Genomic DNA, 17,530 nt, shown 5'->3' on the forward strand with positions numbered 1-17,530 from the left:
TAGGAATGTATGCTTGAACGGGGAGTATATGGAGGGTATAGCAGCTTTTACGGCACTGCAATAGCAAAGGTTGCAAAAAAGTCACCATTTTTCTCCCTACGCCAAAGCAATAGGGTTTGATTCATAGTGCCTTTCAAAGATACTAAGATTAGAGGGGTTATTCAAGGAATAATTTTCTCCTTCTGCAGGTAAGTTATAAAGGCCGTAACAGCCATTAATTCGCATTAGTCAGGAATAGCTACGGCGATGGTACCTGTTGCTTCGGCTGTTTTCCAGGGCGCACCGGCCTCATCGTATAGCTGGCACTGAAAACGGATGCCCAACTGAAGGGTTGGCTGTCCGAGGCTGTTGTTTTCGTAAGGCCCGGCACTTTCAATACTGAAACTGAACGACGGAGCCTGGCTACCTGCTGCGGTGGAATAGAGCTTGCCTTGCTCATCCTGATACCGGATAACTACCCCACTGGAGGGCCCCGGGATCACTACTGTATTTATTTCAGTTTCTATGCCGCCGTCTATGTGGTTACGGCAAACTGAAGCTTGCTGTAAAAGAATGGTCTGGCAGGAGGCGGCATTGCAACCATCCGGAAACAGCCCCTCTAAACAAAGCGTAAACTGACCGGTACCCTGTGGCGGGAAAAAGCTATAAATAGCGCCGGGTTGACTAATAATAGAGTCTTGCCATATAAGTTGTTCAGGGTTCCCTAACTGATCATAAGTCGCCACGATAAGCGAATCGGAAAGAATCGTCGTATCTATCGTAAAGCCCACCTCGCACTCCTGCTGAACGGTGTTAAAAGAGAAACTTTTTCTGGTATAGCTCTGGCAGTCCCCTTCTGTAATAGTGGTAAGCTCGACTTCATAGGTTCCGGGCCCCGGAATCTCTTTTTCCACGGTAGAGGTACCAGCTGTGGAACCATCATAAAAAGCCCATTCATGGCTGAGGGCTGGTGCGCCGGCAGAGTGGCTGGAGTTGGCAGTGAGATTAAGCGTGTAGGTCGTATCGGTAATAATAGTTCCGGGCTGTATGAATGGGATCTGCCCTACGCCCAGCAGGCTATCCAGGGCGGCAATGCTACCACTGAATTCGAACTGCCAGCCGGGAGCGCAGTCCGTGGAGCAATCTAATTCTTCCAGGCGGCTTAAGGAGGTTAAATTTCCATCATTGGCCGGTGACAATTCTGTGAACATGAAGAAATTATCTGCTCCGGCGGCCAGCTCAAATGCGGCACTGCCTAGGTTACCCTCCAACCGAAATACAGGATCTCCATCGGTAGGCTCCGGCAGCTCCGTCGGATCGCATGCCATAAAGGCAAGCACCATACTCCCAAAAAGTACCACTGCCCATTTGTAATTTACCATAGTTTATATTTAAGCATCAGATCAAATGAAACCGGGGATAACCGGGGCTGTTCAGGAGCCGTAGCCGAAAGGATTGGGGTAATGCTAAACTGCACGCGCCCTGCCAGCTGTAGATTGGGATAGACTTCAAATGCATACCCCGCCTGCGCCCGGAACAGCCATTGGGAAAGCCCCTCTGTTATCATCCATCCTTCTGAAATAGCAGAAACCGGCCCGTAATCCACCTCTGCTTCGGCCTTTTGCGCCTGCTCCAGCTGCCCCCTTGCACCAACCAGATACGTAGCACCAGCACCAGCGTGCAACTGATGACGGGCAAGCGTATAGGTTGCCCCCAAATTGACATCAACGTAGTTCAGGCTGTTGGCCCTCAGTTCAAACGCATTTTCTGTAACGCCAAATCCGTAGGTACGCTGCAGGGAGGCTTGCGTTGGCAGGCCAGACAATGGCCTGATCCTGTATAAACCCTCGGCGTAAAGCCCAAAGCCATCACGCCCCGGCCAGCTTGCGCCCAACCCCAACAGTGCACCAGCCTGATTGCCCTGAGCAGGCAGGCTGCCTCCCAATATCGTTTGTACAGACCAGCGCTTGCGGACCGGCCAGCAAGGATCCGGTAATTCGCCCACATCCCTGCGACTACCTCCTTCCACCGCAAATGAGAGCACAGGCATTGGATCAAAAACGGCGACCATTTGCCTTTCCGGCTGTTCCTCTTCCTGACTTTCCATCGCTACAGGAGGGGCAGTGGACTCAGCGGCAGGTGCTTTTTCCGATGAGATTAGCGTTTTAAAGATATCATTTTCGAGTTTAAAAGCTTCAGCCTGAACACTGCGTTCGACCGGCTTTGGAGCGCTATTTGCGGGTTGGGCTATCTGTGGCGATTTTACACTGCCAGTGGATGCAGCCGATAAGACAGGCTCTTTTTTATCGCCAGCGGCAGCGGCCTCTGCTGAATCAACAAGCTTTTCAAGACCGGCAGCCTGATCAGGCTCTGCAGAGACATCAGTTGATAGCAAGCGCTCCACCGCCTTTTCTTCTGCAACCGGTTTTTCTGATAATGTCGCAGAAGCAGTGGATCCTGGCTTCGATGTAGAAGGCCATAGGGCAACGACCACTACCGCTAGTGCAATGGCCAATAACCCGGACCGCCACCACCAGATCGCCCCGCGGCGGGCATCGCGGTCATCCAGTAATTGCTGAGCGGCAGCCCAGTGCGCTTCGTTAAAGGGCAAATCCCACCCTTCCATTTTCTTCCTGAAAAATTCGTCCATTGGTTCCATCATCACACGATCTTTGAAGCATTCATAGCGTTGCGTATCATTTCCTGTAGTTTTTTGCGGGCTGAAGCCAAATGCCAGCGGGAAGTCCCCTCACTGATGTCCAGCATCTTACTAATTTCCGTATGCGGATAACCATCTATTGCAAATAAGTTGAACACCTTGGAACTCATTGGGGGCAATTGGCGGATAAAGCCTTCCAGTTGCTCCGCGTCAAACTGTTTGTCTGCCTCATTGTAATCCACCCCGCCCTGCGCTTCCGGCAGGTCTTGGATAGAAGTGGAGGCAATAAGCTCTTTGACCTTCCGGTTCTTGCGGAAGTCGTCAATCAGGGTATTAATGGTGATCCGCTTAGCCCATGCCGCAAAGGGCACATGCCCGGGTAGCCGGTCCAGGTTGTCCAGAATTTTCAGGAAAGCCTGATTGAGCATGGCTGCTGCATCCGGTTCGTTTTTTCGGTAGCGGAGGCAAACCCCCATGAGCAAAGGATAGCAGAGCCGGTAAAGGGCAAACTGTGCCTTCCGGTTTCCATTCTGGCAATCCTTGATCAGCTTCGGGTCTATTTCCAAGCTACAATAGTGGGTTGTTCTGGTGTAAAATAGCAAAAACCGGGCTCAACCGGGTATTCCCTGATTGAGCCCGTATCGTAAAGGGTGTTATTGCTTCATCCACTTTCGGGTCAACAGCTGGCCTTCTGCGGTGACTTGCAGGTAGTACATTCCTGCAGGCAGTGTGCTCACGTCAAGCGTAGTAGTGGTGCCGCTCATGTCTACATTCGTGCGGCTGAGGACCATCTGCCCTTGCGCATTCCACACTTGTATAGCGCCCTGCCCCTGCATTTCGGAAGCAACCACCTGTAGCGTGGAGGTTGCCGGGTTAGGGAAAACAGACAGTACAGCTTCCGCAGCCAGCTCGTCCGTATCGGTGATGCTTTCTTCTCCGATTTCAAAATAAAGGCCTTCCGCACCTGGGTTATCCTCGCTCAGGGTGACCCAATAGTACTGCTGCTCGTATCCGATGTGCTCAATGACCACTTTGTAAGTACCGTATGCTAAGCTTGGGAACATAAATTCACCATTGGCATCCGTATAGGTATAGCTTACCGGGTTTTCTTCTTCGTCCAGCAGAATAATAGAAACACCTTCCATGGGCCCACTTCCGCGGACTTCGATCTCGCCGGACTGTAAATTGGCGCCATCTGCAACGTAGCCACCGATAAATCCGGGACCGCCGGGATTGGTGCCAGGTATCAGGGTGAAGTTGAAAGAACCCCAACCGTTGAAGGGTAGGGTGACCGTATTGGCTTCGTCCCACCAAAGGACATGGCTGTAGTAAGTTGGCAAATGGTTTTCATACCCATTCGTACCGGGTGCCAGCGCAGCCTTGATCAGATACTCACCGGCAGGCTGCGCATCAAACTTGTAGTACGCTGCGCCCTCAAAGCCCAGGCTCTCCATTTCCGTAGTGTCTACGGCCGTAAGGGTGCCTTCTTCCTCATCGTACACAATCAGATAAACCCAACCTTCCATCTCACCACCGTTAATACTGTCGGGCAGGTAAACATACCCGTCAATGATGAAGGGTGCTGAGGGGTTAATGATAAAAATACAATCCGTGGAAGTACAACCATCGTCGGTCGTTATGGTCACACAGTAGTTGCCAGGCTCTACGTCCTGAATGGTTGCTGTAGTCGCTCCGGTACTCCAGTTATAGGTAACTGCACCGGTCGCCCCGAAAACAACGGCTTCCAACATCGTCCCATTCTGAACTGTGATAATCTCAACAGAGCAGGAGTCTGTCCCGCCCTGATACCAGTAAGTAGCCGTGGCCGTGCAACCTGCAGCATCAGTAACGGTAACAGAATAGAAATTCACATTCGGGTCTATATCTGTTGAAGAAAAGGTGGATCCCGTATTCCAGTTGTACGCAAAGGGCGCAACGCCTTCCGGAAATGCCTGTAGTTCCATGCCCCATGCACCTATCTCGATACTAACGCCACATGGGGTCGGGAAGTAATCTGTGCAGGCCGTAGCTTCGCAGCCTTCTGCATCCGTAGTGGTCACACAGTAGGTCCCTGCTTCTGTTACTTCGATAGAGGAAGTCGCCTCACCTGTACTCCAGGAGTAATCAATCGCGCCCAACCCGTAAGCGAAGGCTTCGATTTCCAACCCGGCAGCGGTTGAGGTAGAAACCAGATTTACTACGCAGGTAGAGTCTGAACCGTTGCCTCCGGTTGCATCATAACATGCAGTGGACGTACACCCTATGGCATCGGTTACTGTAGCGCAGTACAACCCACTGCCATCCGGGACAACACTCTGAGTCGTTGCTCCCGTATTCCATTCGTAGCTAAATGGCGGCGTTCCGATCATTGTGGCAGCCACTACATTATCCTGCCAGTCCGGATAAACATAGGCCTGACAGGTAATCTCAACATCACAGTAAGTGAAGTCAATAACCACCTCACTATTCCCCGGGAACCAAGTCCCGTCACCAAAGAGGAAGTTTTGATCACAGTTGGTTATCCTGGCGTATGCCCATCCCTGCGTATCCGCATCATCGAGGGTGAACTCAACCGAGTAGGCGCCGTTTTCATCGGTAAGGGCAACAGCAGATAAAAAGCCGCCGCTTATCAGAGAGTCGGTAAAGACTTCAACGACCAGTGCTTCGACCGGCGTGCCATCTGTATTGGCAACCGTCCCACTGACGGTCACCTGATTCTGAGCAAAAACAAAAACGCTTAGGAAAAGCGCGGTTGTCATTGTAATAATCTTCTTCATGTTCGTTTTTTGTACTACAGTTGTTGATAATTCATTCAGCTTTGCAAAGCTTTCAGTTACCTTCACGGACAATTTGGGTGAAGCGTTGGGTGAGAAAAGAAAAAAAGTTATTTTTTTATGAGACCACTGGCAGAACGGATGCGCCCCCGGCAATTGGCAGATTACGTAGGGCAGCAACATTTGGTAGGAACGGGCGCGGTATTGCGGCAGGCTATTGAGTCTGGCCAAATCCCCTCCTTTATTCTTTGGGGGCAGCCGGGCATCGGCAAGACCACCCTGGCGAAAATCATCGCCAATGAGCTTGACCGGCCCTTTCACACCTTGTCGGCTATCAACTCCGGCGTGAAGGATGTGCGGGAAACCATTCAGCGGGCCAAAAGCCAGCGCTTTTTCGATAGCCCCAACCCGATCCTGTTCATCGATGAGATCCACCGCTTTAGTAAATCCCAGCAGGATTCCCTGCTCGGGGCAGTGGAGGAGGGCGTAATCACGCTTATTGGAGCCACTACGGAAAACCCTTCCTTTGAGGTCATCCCGGCCCTCCTCTCCCGCTGCCAGGTGTATGTGCTGGAACCGCTTAGCAAGGAAGAACTGATCGGGCTTATTGAGCGGGCCCTCAAAGAAGATGAGTTTTTGAAAGGGCAGAAAATCAACATAGAGGACTACGATGCCATACTCCTCCACTCCGGTGGGGATGCCCGGAAGCTTTACAACATCCTGGAATTGGTGACGAATTACGGCAAGGCGTCCGAGCCCATCACCGTGACCAATGAAATGGTGACCCAAAAGCTACAGCAAAACATCAGCCGGTACGATAAAGGCGGAGAGCAGCACTACGATATCATATCGGCCTTTATCAAATCCATCCGGGGCAGCGATCCGAATGGGGCCGTCTATTGGCTTGCCCGCATGATCGAAGGAGGGGAAGATGTGAAGTTTATTGCCCGCCGGCTGCTGATTTCAGCGGCAGAAGATATTGGTCTGGCCAACCCCAATGCCTTACTGATGGCGACCACCACTTTCCAGGCGGTGCAGGCGGTCGGACTGCCCGAAAGCCGGATTATTTTATCTCAGGCGGCCATCTACCTGGCCAGTTCCCCAAAAAGCAACTCGGCATATATGGCTATCAATCAGGCCCAGCAGCTCGTCCGGCAGACCGGCAGCCTACCAGTGCCCCTGCACCTGCGCAATGCCCCTACTAAACTGATGAAAGACCTGGACTATGGCAAAGACTATAAGTACAGCCACGACTTCCCGGGCAACTTTGTGCAGCAGGATTTCCTCCCGGATCAGCTAAAGGGGCAAAAGCTTTTCGAGCCACAGGATAATGCCGCAGAGCAGAAGTTGAAGCGGCAGCTGAAAGAATGGTGGGACGACTGGTACGGGTATTAAAAAAGGCTGTGCGAAAAGCACAGCCTTAGCTTATAATCCCATGAACATATCTAAAAAAATCTCACGAATAGTACGTATCCAAACGTAAACGACCTTTGTTTAACCTAGTTGGAATCGTACTCTTGTATTTTAATCGGAGATTATAAAAAATAGTAAGCCGTTCAGCCATTGTAGCGAACGGCTCACTACTAACAAATTATAATCCCATGAACATATTCAATTCTTAATGGTGAAAGGCGCTTTACGGTCCGTTGACAACGTTTCTTCTCTCTCACAGTACAAATATTCAACATTATCCAGGGAAGAACAAAGACAAAAATAAGGGTTTGTGAAAAACAAAAAGGGAAATCTGTAGCAGAAGCCCATTAATAAAGAGGAAAAAGAAGCATTCTTGTGAAAAAAAATTGAGATCTCGAAAAAAAAAGTCGCACATTTCTGTGCGACTCAATAGCAATGATTATAATTCCACGAATGTATATACAATGAATGTATTACCAAGTTTGATGCGTTATTAACGCTTTGCAGGTACAAAATAGTATATATTTTTCCTGCATACTTCCCGATACACCCTCTTTTTTCGATGATTTACGAAATGAAGGGCTTAACGGGGAAAGGACAATCCGGCATGCTTTACCGGATCACCTGGAATTTTTTGTTGACCACGCCTCGTTCAGTATAGGCAGATAAAACGTAGATACCATTGGCAAAGGCCCCTACTGATATCTGCATGCGGTTAGTCAATACATTATCGGAGTCGAACATTGGGCGACCGGTCAGGTCATGCACCACGATGCGTTCGAAATCCTGCTGTCCGTTCAGGTGGACATTGATGAAGTCCCGGTTGGTCGGGTTAGGATAAAGCTTCAGCTGATTGGCATCAAGCGGCTCGTCTTTTGCTTCCTCGTCCAAGCGGATGTGTATCGTTGCTCCACCTATATTAATGCCGTAAGAACTGCCACCACCATTCATCACGGTAGAGGAACCACCACCTACCTGCAGGGCTAGTGCGCCATCGTCGTCGCGGAAACCGTCTATATCATCATTAATAACGAAGCTAACTGATCCTACCACCCCATAACCATTTGCAGCAATGGCATTCGTACGTGTAAAGCCAGCATTAAGCGTTCCCTCCTGATCATCCCGCTGCATATACAAAATGGGCGAGTTGTAAGTCAGCCAGCTGTTGGATTCAAAATCAACAAATACAGAGCCTGGTACTACCAAGTCTGAGTTATAAGAGAATGGGAAAGTGAATCCATAGACATTCTCTGCCGGATTACCGGGTGTTCCCATCTTCATTTTCAGCTCCACCAAATCGCCAGGGCTGACATAAAGGTCACCCTCCAGCACGATCTCATCTTCATAAAACGGGATAACGGAAGCCGTCATAGAGTGGGCATTACCATAGAAGTTGCTAATGGCCGTCGTATCCGCAGCAGTGATTAGGCTATCCCCATCCGTATCGAGGTGTTTCAGGTCAATAGGCAGGCTTTGGAATGGATCATTCCAGTCATCACCATACTTACCATACCAAAGATCAGGGTTAGCATCTGCACGTGGGACACCTACCTCACCGATCGCCCAGCCAATTGTCAGCAGGTCCTCCATATCTACAATGCCATCAAAGTTGGCATCACCAGACCAGATACAATCATCAAAGCACATGGGTTCGGAGCCGTCTCCTATATCCAGGATATCAATATCAATTTTTACTGTCTTTAGGTAAGCGCAGCTGCCATTAATTTTAACGCAGTATTCCAGTTCAATTTCATCCAGTCCGCTGTCTATGCCATCATTAGGGGTATAGATGATGAGGTTATGGCCGGTAATTGGTTGACCCAAGATGGTCGTATCCACGTCACCCTCAAGGAAAATAGTAGATCCCAGGTTACCGCTCTCAATAATATCAAAGGAATAGGACTGAATAGGCACGCTGTAGCCCACCACAAGCGGGGTCAGCTTGGGCGTACTCATCCGGAAGTTGGTAGCAGAAGGCTCATATTTGCTTACAAAGACGTAAACGGTTGCTGTTTCGGACTGACTGCCGGTACCGCCCGGAGGACAGGAAGTGTAAGTAAACCAATCTACGCCGGTAAAGCCTGCCGGCGGTGTGTAGCGGAATACGCCCCGCCCGTCAGCCTGAGGATTGTAAGACGCGGTCCCATACTCTGGCTGAGCCTGCAACTGCACACAGCTGGCATCTGAACCAAAGAAGTCATTCTCCAAAGCATCAATTTCCACCTGCCCTTCAAAAGGCGTCATGTGGAACTCGTCATCAACCGCGAAGGAATTGTCCTCCAGGTCCATCACGTCAATTTCAATAACCTTATCGGCGCCCTGATAATCAAAGGCGAGGTAATCAATACCGACAAAGTCGGTGTTCGGCTCGTAATATGGAATAAACCCATCATTCGTATAGGTACCTTCAGCAGGTGACTGAGTCAGTGTATACTCCTGAGGGATAAAAACCGGGAGCGTGGTATTCTTTTTCGTAAAAAGTCTTGTTGTGTCTGATTGCCCTGCATTCTGCCCCAATACGCTGATGCTTACAGTGCCATTATCGCAGGTTCCTGTGCTGTCGCAGGCGACATAGTTAAGGTAAGCCGTACCTTCAAAATCTGTACTTGGGGTAAAGGTAATTGTACCATCCGTTGCTGAATAAGTGGCGAAGCCGTTGTTGGCCAGCGGAATATTCTTGAGGTAAATAATTCCGGTGGTCGTCAGGTCATTCTGCAGCACATCGATACTAACCGGTGTATTGACGTTGGTAGTCGCGTGATCGTGAAGGCACTCCACTGCTGAAGCCTTAACGACAATGTGAAAATTAACTTGCTCGTAAGAAAAGACATTGGTCCAGACCAGCATCGTGAAATCATCTGCCCCCATCTGCCCATCCGTACGCGTGTAGGTCAACTCGTAGTTGAAAGGAGAAACTTCCGTCCAGCTTACAGAGCCATACTCAGGTGCAGAAACCAATGCCGGGTCGTTTGGCTCGGAGGTAAAGGAAAGTGTGGTGCTGATCTGATGGTACCCCTGGGACTCGTAAATCGTGTCCCTCACCGTAGTCTGACTAAGCCCCAACGCAGGGAGCCCCAGCAGAACGAGGAGCAGGATTAGATTTTGCTTTCGTAAAAATACATTCATGGATTGTGAATTTGTTCTCTTTGCCGTGGACTCAAAGAGACGTGCATTGCTATTGTAAGACTAAAATACAACAATTCTGATAATTCTACGCTATTTAGGAGGCTCTGTTTCGAAATTAGGTCCTGAATTTTTTCTCCCCTAACCCTAAAATCAAACCTCCTAAATGGCATTTGATGCCAAAAAAGGTATCAGTTGTGAAAAAAATATCGTTACTTTTGTAAGGCTCAGACTTCGGAGGGTGCGCCTGAGTAGATTTGATGTAGTTTCCTATTCGTTGCTACCGACAAATATATACAATCTGATGGACATGTACAATAGTAAGCTGTTTGCAATTTTACAGCACTTCGATAAGTACGAACAGAACCGGTGCCGGAAGTACATTCAGTCGCCCTATTTCAACAGAAGCGAGGAACTACTTACCCTGTACGAGGCCTTTCTCAAGGCCATCAACAGCAGCAAAAAGAACGGCGGGCTGGATAAAACCTATTTGTGGTCATTGCTCCAGCCGGATAAGCCCTACGATGATGTGCGGTTTCGGAAGTACTGCTCGGACTTGCTAAAATTAGTGGAAGGATACCTTGGGCAGGAAATTTACGAAAAACGCGACCTCCAAAAGACAGTAAACAGGATGGAAGCCATTGAAAAAAGACGAGCAAAAGTCCTGACTCCAACTGTCATAAGAGAAGCCGGGCGGCACTTAAAAAATTACCCCAATAAATCTGCTCAATTCTACCTCAACAATTATCTGGTTGAAAAAGCCCTTTATGAGCTTAAAGACTCTGACATTAAACGTACTGAACGGAACAATGTTGAGAAAATTTCGATCAACTTAGACTATTTCTACGTTGCAGAAAAGCTCAAATACTACTGCTTGGTACTCATGCAAAAGTCTATTGTTGAGGAGGACTATGATATCAAAATGATTGATGAGATCACTTCTAGCGTAACCAAATACAATCTATCAAGGTCTCCTGCTATAGCTGTTTATTTCCAGATTTTCCTCCTGTTAAACGACAAAGAAAACGAGGATTATTTTTATGAGCTTATCAAAATCCTGAAGGAAAACAACATGGAGTTCTCCCGTGAGGAGGCTTACAATATGTATAGTTATGCTATCAACTTTTGTATTGGCCGGATCAATCAGGGCCAATCCAAATATGTCGAGGAATGTTTTAAAATATTCAAGGAACTCATTGATACAAAAATTCTTTTCCGGGAGGACCGGCTCAGGGCCTGGGACTTTAAAAATATCGTCGTTCTGGCCCTCAGGCTAGGTAATTACTCATGGGCAGAGCACTTTATTAACAAGTACTCAGAAAAACTTCCTCTTGCCTTCCGCCAAAACGCCATCTCTTACAACCTGGCTCAGGTCTATTTCTATCAAAAAAAGCACGAGAAGGTGATCGAGCTCCTGAGGGAGGTAGAATACGAAGACGTTGCCTACAACCTCGGCTCCAAAGCCATGCTCCTGGCCACCTACTACGAAACAGATGAAATGGAGCCGCTGTACAGCCTTTTCGAAAGTTTCCGCGCCTACCTCAACCGGCATAAAGACATACCGGTCAACCGCCGAAAAAACTATGGCAACCTCATCCGCTTCACCCGGAAACTTACCCGGATTATGCCTGGCGATCAGTCTGCTGTCGACAAATTCAAGAAGGAACTGAAAGAGACAAAAAACGTTGCCAGCCTCAACTGGCTCAAAGAAAAGCTTGCCGAGCTGGAAGACTAACCCCCTCCTCCCCGCACCAACGGCAAAGAGCAACACCGAAAGGAACCGCCCGTAGCCGGCGCCCCGTCAAAAGGAATGCGGATAACCCGCAGCCCGATACGCTCCATTTCCTGATTGACCCGCTCGCAGGCCGGATGGTCGCGGCTGATGACCGCCTCGGGGCTAATGCTGAGGACGTTGGTCGCCAGGGCCGCCTGCTCTTCTTTTCGGACCTCAATCCATTGGTAATATTCTCGTATCACCTCAGGCACTTCGCGGAACCCATCCGGGTAGATCAGGCAGTGGTTTTGGCCTACCGGGTTGAAGGTGCAATCAAGGTGCAACACGTTTTCGCCTTCAGAAAGAGGCTTGCAATGCACCGGAACGACTTCAAATTCCTGCCCGAAGGTGACCTGCAGGAAAGCCAGGCCGGCCTCATTTGTACGCTGGGAAATGCCCACCAGCAAGCGGCCTTTGTCTACCACGAGGTCTCCGCCTTCCATCAGGGCGGCGGGGTCATCGGGAATGATCAGATTAGGCTCCTCTCCTCCCCGACTGAGAATGAATGGGAATACACCGGCAATTTCGTACCGCCGGCTACGGCGCGCCATGTTACACATCAAAAACCGCTGCCCTATGGTCACGCCGATATCGCGGGGCGTCAGCTGATCGTAGACCATTTTGCCCACGTAGGCCGGTTCGTAAACCGTAACCCCTTCTGCCTCAAGGGCCGAGCGGAAAGCCTGGAATTCAGACCGCAGGGTGGCTTCATCGGGCAGCCCTTTTTTCTGGTCTTCATTCACAATTTCCTCATAGGCTGAATGCGCCCGGTAGCCTTCGTAACGGCCAATAATCACTTCTCTTAATGGTGCGGTCTCTGCGTATTGCTGGAAAGCGTTCTGTATCATGTGGTAAAAAAGCTATTCATTTGATAAGGTGCCAAAGCATGGGCGGTCTATGCCAGATCATAGAATGCCTGCTGTACGGCGGATAAATTGGCGGCAACCACACGGCGCTGCCCGGTCCGGGCTTTCCCGCTGAGCACCGGGCTTTCGCGGCGTTTCCGCCCAATGATTTGCTGTGTGGTACGGAGCAGCCCCGGGTATCCTTTTAGCAGTCTTCGGGTAGTGCCCTGCGCCTTAATGCCATGCCCGGTCACAATAGCTACGGCGGATTCCCCGAAGCGTAATTTCCGGCGGCTCCTCAACTGTTCCACCGCGGCCATAGCGATATAGGAGGCCGGCTCCGGCAATACCCCATGCTTTAGCGCCAATCTGCGCTCCCGGTGCAAAAAGCGGACCATCACCTTGCGGATACTGTGCGTCCCTACTTCCACCGCAGTACCCCCGGATTCAAGTACGGCTTTAGCGGCTTCCACCGAGTCGTACCCTTCTTCGGCTACAATAATGCTGCCAATTTTTGCATCCTGTTCCTGCAAGCCTGAAAGATCGCACGCAACCGGTACTTCCTGTTCCTGCATCCGGACCGCTTTGCAAATGGGATTGGCATTAGCGATGCCTGCTACCACCATTCGGGGCAGTTTATCTGTTATCCCAAGGTGCTTAAGCTCTTTGAAGCCTTCCCATATGCCCGCCAGATTGCTGCCATTGGCGGAGGGCACAATGACGACATCGGGGATCGGTTCATGCATCTGTGATTCCAGCTGCCGGGCGATTTCCACCGCTGTGGTTTTGTCGCCCTGTACCCGGTAGGGGTTGCGGACCGCCCAGTTGTCAAAGCCGGCTTCTTCGAAGACATTGGCTTCGTTCAGGCCTACAAACAGCCGGAAGCCCTCCTCAAAGGACGTGCTTGCTTTGCCCAGCACCACCACGTCGGAGCCGCATTTCTGAATGTAGGTGATCTTTTCTGCGTAGGTGTCCCCCGGCACGAAGGTGATGAGCTGCAACCCTTGCTGCCGGGCAAACAATGCCGCGCTGGCTGCCGCGTTCCCCGAAGAGTAAATTACCGCTTTTCTTCGCTTGCGCCGCCGGGTATTGAGCAGGCAGGACAAGGTCTCCCGGTCCTTAAAGCAGCCACTTGGGTTTTGCCCCTCATCCTTGATAAACACCTGTACTCCAGACTTTTTGCTAAAGGATTTCAGGAGATGAAGGGGCGTTAGACCGACTTTCAGGTTGATGCCCCCGGCGTATTCCCGGTTGGGCAATAGCGGGTACTGCAACATCCCCCGCTCATCCTCAAAGCAATAATTCTGAAAAGCTGCTTTCACTTCCGCTATTTCCTGCCGGTTAAGCTGGAAGCGAAGCCCAAGGGCGCGGTAGGCATGCGCCGGCTCCTCTGCAATGCAGGAGCAGGTGTAGTTGGCTATGTTGTTTTCTGCCCCACAGTACAGGCACCGTTTCCACTGGTCCAAAAGGCTGGATTTGGTTAAGAATCTTTGGTTGCCTTTAATTTAGCAGAAAAATTGGATTTTCCAATTTTGAGGTGGGCAGGGTGTGCATAACACATTGCACTACTTGAATAGCCTGGCAGCATTCATGGATAAGCTGGAGCAGAGCGGGAAGCTCTACCCCAGCAGCTATCGCACTTTGATAGCCGGTGGGCACTTTCTGTTTTGTGCAATTTGTTATACGCCCGTGAGCAGGTATAGCAGGCTTATAAACCCCTCAGGAGGATAAGGGGCACAAAAAAAGCGCAACAATCAGTACGACTGTTACGCTTTTACTTAGTAGCGGGAGCAGTTTTTGAACCCTTAGCGCGTAAGAAAATCCCAAACACCAATATTTGCCACAAATAACCTGTATTACAATTTAATACAGTTGCCATATATTTATATTTAAAAATAGATATTTCCATATCTTTAATAAAACGGTATATTTGGGGGGACAAACAAGTAAAGCAGATGAAACCATACAGGCGAAAAATACCCACCCCCCGCTTTCTATTGGTAAGCCCCAACAACGAAGGGCGAATGATTCTTTTACGAATGACCATAGCAAAGAAAAAACGGGTAAGCTTTTCCACCGGGATAAGGGTAAACCCAAAGCACTGGAACACCAAAGCCGCCCGCTTAAAAATGGTAAGGGGTAAGGAAAAGGAATATAGGGATATAAACAAGCGCCTGGCAGCGTTCTCCGAGATCGCCCAGGATATTTATATCGAATATGACAACGGCAAACGCCTTGATAGAAATACCTTCCTGGAACAACTTGCCTACCGCAGTGGAAGAAAAGACCCGCCCAGATCCGCAGCCACTACCCTATTTGGATTTATAGAGCAATTTATTGAGACCGAACAAAGCAAGCCCACCGCAAAGCGGGGCACCTGGAAAAAGTACATTACTGTATTTAACCACCTACGGGAATTTGCAGCCGACCAGGGCAAAGAAAGCCTGGACTTTTCAGATATAAATTGGGAGTTCCGAAGCCAGTTTATCAATTGGCTGTATTCCCCGCCCCGGAGCCATTCCCAAAACAACGCTGCAAAGATTATTACCGTGACCAAACAGTTTATGAGCGAAGCCGGGAAAAGGGGGCTGCACTCAAATACCATCTACAACCAAACGGGCTTTGGGCTTCGCCGTACAAAGGTGAAAAACAAAGTACGGCTGACCTTTGCCGAGCTGGAAGACCTGGCAGCCGTTGACCTTTCCGATACGCCCCGCCTGGAACGGGTAAGGGACTTGTTTTTGGTGGGCTGTTTCACAGGCGCCCGCTTTTCTGACTGGCACAAGGTGAGCCGGGAACACATCCTAAAGGAGCCGGAAGGGGAATTACTCCAGATCGTCACAAAGAAGGTAGGAAATAGGGTTGTAATTCCCGTCTTCCCCATCCTCAAAGGAATTTTGGACAAATACGAGTACCAATTGCCAGACATTTCAATCCAGAAGTTTAACGCCTATATCAAAGAAGTATGCCAGTTGGTATTGAAAGACAGCCAGTTCCAAAGGATATACTCCAAAGGCGGACAGACAAAAACGGAAATAGTGGAGAAATGGGAACGGGTGAGCAGCCACGCCGCCCGCCGGAGCTTTGCCAGTAATTTTTGGGAAGCTGGAATACCCGCCGCCCTGCTTATGCAGATCACCGGGCACGCCACCGAAAAGCAGTTTTTTGAATACATCGACATAAGCCAGGAACAAGCCGCCAGGCAATTTGCCAAAATGGCTTTGGAAGTGCTGAAAAAGCGCGAATAAATGAGGAAGTAAAAACCCGCACCGCTGGAACGTACTTTGGCGAGTGACACCAGCGGGCGGGTATTGTTAATAAAAACAACCGTTAAAGTTATGAAATCCTTACAGAGCGCGCCAAAGGAGCGCGCATTTTTCGACGTGTACGCACGTTTAGCCAGATCAATCAAGGCAAGCGGGCTATTTGCCCAGATCGTTTCAGGTCTTACGGAAGTTGGCGGAATATACGCCGCCGCTTATACTGCCCTGCTGCCTGTCTTCCCTACCCTTGCCCTTTACTTTGCCGCCGCCGTTGCCATTATCGGCACCGCTATCATTGAGCTAGGTTTGCGAGTGCTGGCACCACAGACCGTTGACGCGATACTTTACTGCAGGTACAAAGGGCTTCATTTGGCAATGACCATCAGTATTTGGGTACTGACCGCCGTATTATTTACCGCTTCCGGTCTGCTTTCCTTCCGTAACTCAAAGACGATAGTAAACGAGTTCACCCCGGAAGCTACGGAACAGACCACCGCCCAGGCTGACAGTATTTACCAAGCTGAAGCCGCCCGCCTGGCTTCCGCCTGGGCAAATGATAGCGCCCGTATTGTGGAACAGTACGCCGCCCAGATCACCGCCGCCCAGACCGCCGGAGCCGGGAAGGTCAACGCCGCCAAACGGGAGCTGTCCAACTGGTACAACCGGGAGCGCCGCACGGGTGACAGCTACGGCACCCAGAAAGACCGCGCCCGCCAACTGATAGCAGACCGGGAAGCGGAAGCCGCCGCCGCACTGGCAGGACTCAAAGCACAGGAAGCGGAAGCCCTTAGCACTGCCCGCAATGACTACAAAGCCGCACTGGGCACCGCCCAGGCTGACCGCCGCACCGCAGCGGGCGAAGTGAAGGCAGCAAATGAAGCCGCAGCGGGCGAACGTGCCGCCACCGTTGCCGCCTATGGGGGCGGGCTGGGCTGGTTTACTGTGGTTGCATTAATGGTATTTGCCGCTTCCGTTGTCCTGGAACGCATACACCGCAAGGGCAGCGGGATAACGGAAACAGTGGAGCTTTCCCAATACGATGTTAACCCGCCCGCATTGGTGGAAGCCTGGGAAGCCCTCCGGGAACGGGTGCAATACGCCCTCCGGTCAAAGATCACCGCCTTTGCCGAAAAGACCCCCGCCGCACCACTGCCCGCCCGCCCTGCTGAATTGTACGACCCTACGCAATTGGCAAACATCGTTATCAATTTGCAGGTGGAAGGGGAAGACGATGACAACACAATTTACATACAGCCAAAGCGCCGGCAGATAGGATTTAAGACCGCCGGCACAGACCCGGAAGCCGCCAATACTTCCCGTGCCCTTTATAACGCACGAACACCACACACGAAACACGAACCGGAAGCACCGGAGCAACACACGAAAAGCAGTTATGAAACGCCCGACCTCCGGCACCTCAAACAACGCCTGAAAGAGTACAAAAAGCGCCTGGGCAAACATCAGCAAAAAGCCCTCCGGTATGAGAAGGAAGGCAAGCCCGTACCAAAGCGCACCGCCGCCGCCCTGGACAACAACGCCCAGTGGGTGGAACACTACGCCAATTTGATAAACCAGGCGGAAGCCACAAAGCGGAAGGCATGAAAGTGAAAATACAGACCGACCGTAAAGAGCTGAAGCGCGAAGGGCGGAACATCTTACGCGATATTCTGATAGGTTCCGCCGTGCTGCTTATTCTATTC

11 protein-coding genes are annotated in these 17,530 nt (G+C 50.5%); 4 read left to right on the forward strand and 7 right to left on the reverse strand.

The features are described 5' to 3' along the window. Positions 1 to 224: 224 nt before the first annotated feature. From IX84_RS26345 to IX84_RS26360, 4 genes are all read right to left on the reverse strand, one after another. A complete protein-coding gene (locus IX84_RS26345; protein WP_044228254.1) occupies positions 225 to 1,361 on the reverse strand; it encodes a PKD domain-containing protein in 1,137 nt (378 codons plus the stop codon). After that, the gene (locus IX84_RS26350) at positions 1,355 to 2,641 is read right to left on the reverse strand and encodes a hypothetical protein (protein WP_044228256.1); all 1,287 of its coding nucleotides are present in this window, start codon (positions 2,639 to 2,641) and stop codon (positions 1,355 to 1,357) included. The genes IX84_RS26345 and IX84_RS26350 overlap by 7 nt, the downstream gene beginning before the upstream one ends. Then, positions 2,641 to 3,204, reverse strand: a complete 564-nt coding sequence (locus IX84_RS26355) for an RNA polymerase sigma factor (RefSeq protein WP_044228259.1) — start codon at positions 3,202 to 3,204, stop codon at positions 2,641 to 2,643. The genes IX84_RS26350 and IX84_RS26355 overlap by 1 nt, the downstream gene beginning before the upstream one ends. Positions 3,205 to 3,291: 87 nt before the next feature. Continuing rightward, positions 3,292 to 5,415, reverse strand: coding sequence for a T9SS type A sorting domain-containing protein (locus IX84_RS26360; RefSeq protein WP_044228261.1), 2,124 nt, complete (start codon positions 5,413 to 5,415; stop codon positions 3,292 to 3,294). 117 nt (positions 5,416 to 5,532) lie between these two features. On the opposite strand from IX84_RS26360, the gene IX84_RS26365 reads away from it, so the two are divergent. Next, complete coding sequence (locus IX84_RS26365; RefSeq protein WP_044228264.1) at positions 5,533 to 6,807, forward strand: replication-associated recombination protein A; 1,275 nt, start codon at positions 5,533 to 5,535, stop codon at positions 6,805 to 6,807. 630 nt (positions 6,808 to 7,437) lie between these two features. Here the strand turns inward: IX84_RS26365 and IX84_RS26370 are convergent. Beyond that, a complete protein-coding gene (locus IX84_RS26370) occupies positions 7,438 to 9,951 on the reverse strand; it encodes an Ig-like domain-containing protein (RefSeq protein WP_044228266.1) in 2,514 nt (837 codons plus the stop codon). 307 nt (positions 9,952 to 10,258) lie between these two features. On the opposite strand from IX84_RS26370, the gene IX84_RS26375 reads away from it, so the two are divergent. Beyond that, entirely contained in the window at positions 10,259 to 11,683 is a 1,425-nt protein-coding gene (locus tag IX84_RS26375; RefSeq protein WP_152605259.1) for a hypothetical protein, read from the forward strand. On the opposite strand, the gene IX84_RS31585 is transcribed toward IX84_RS26375, so the two are convergent. Together IX84_RS31585 and IX84_RS26385 are read right to left on the reverse strand one after the other, a co-directional pair. Continuing rightward, positions 11,680 to 12,570: a dimethylarginine dimethylaminohydrolase family protein gene (locus tag IX84_RS31585; RefSeq protein WP_052516428.1), complete on the reverse strand. Its 891-nt coding sequence runs from the start codon at positions 12,568 to 12,570 to the stop codon at positions 11,680 to 11,682. The genes IX84_RS26375 and IX84_RS31585 overlap by 4 nt on opposite strands. A 47-nt stretch (positions 12,571 to 12,617) precedes the next feature. Then, positions 12,618 to 14,033, reverse strand: a complete 1,416-nt coding sequence (locus tag IX84_RS26385; RefSeq protein ID WP_044228271.1) for a pyridoxal-phosphate dependent enzyme — start codon at positions 14,031 to 14,033, stop codon at positions 12,618 to 12,620. Positions 14,034 to 14,522: 489 nt separating this feature from the next. Between IX84_RS26385 and IX84_RS31590 the strand changes: the two genes are divergently transcribed. Together IX84_RS31590 and IX84_RS26400 are read left to right on the forward strand one after the other, a co-directional pair. Further along, positions 14,523 to 15,815, forward strand: a complete 1,293-nt coding sequence (locus IX84_RS31590) for a site-specific integrase (RefSeq protein WP_081968966.1) — start codon at positions 14,523 to 14,525, stop codon at positions 15,813 to 15,815. Between the two features lie 90 nt (positions 15,816 to 15,905). Then, a complete protein-coding gene (locus IX84_RS26400; RefSeq protein ID WP_044228277.1) occupies positions 15,906 to 17,432 on the forward strand; it encodes a hypothetical protein in 1,527 nt (508 codons plus the stop codon). The last annotated feature ends 98 nt before the right edge of the window (positions 17,433 to 17,530 follow it).

The sequence above is a fragment of the Phaeodactylibacter xiamenensis genome, assembly GCF_000759025.1.
Classification (GTDB): domain Bacteria; phylum Bacteroidota; class Bacteroidia; order Chitinophagales; family Saprospiraceae; genus Phaeodactylibacter; species Phaeodactylibacter xiamenensis.

Coding starts and splice junctions, on each gene's coding strand:
- IX84_RS31585 (WP_052516428.1), bottom strand. CDS start 12,570: ATGATACAGAACGCTTTCCAGCAATACGCAGAGACCGCACCATTAAGA.
- IX84_RS26345 (WP_044228254.1), bottom strand. CDS start 1,361: ATGGTAAATTACAAATGGGCAGTGGTACTTTTTGGGAGTATGGTGCTT.
- IX84_RS26360 (WP_044228261.1), bottom strand. CDS start 5,415: ATGAAGAAGATTATTACAATGACAACCGCGCTTTTCCTAAGCGTTTTT.
- IX84_RS31590 (WP_081968966.1), top strand. CDS start 14,523: ATGAAACCATACAGGCGAAAAATACCCACCCCCCGCTTTCTATTGGTA.
- IX84_RS26400 (WP_044228277.1), top strand. CDS start 15,906: ATGAAATCCTTACAGAGCGCGCCAAAGGAGCGCGCATTTTTCGACGTG.
- IX84_RS26365 (WP_044228264.1), top strand. CDS start 5,533: ATGAGACCACTGGCAGAACGGATGCGCCCCCGGCAATTGGCAGATTAC.
- IX84_RS26350 (WP_044228256.1), bottom strand. CDS start 2,641: ATGATGGAACCAATGGACGAATTTTTCAGGAAGAAAATGGAAGGGTGG.
- IX84_RS26375 (WP_152605259.1), top strand. CDS start 10,259: ATGTACAATAGTAAGCTGTTTGCAATTTTACAGCACTTCGATAAGTAC.
- IX84_RS26370 (WP_044228266.1), bottom strand. CDS start 9,951: ATGAATGTATTTTTACGAAAGCAAAATCTAATCCTGCTCCTCGTTCTG.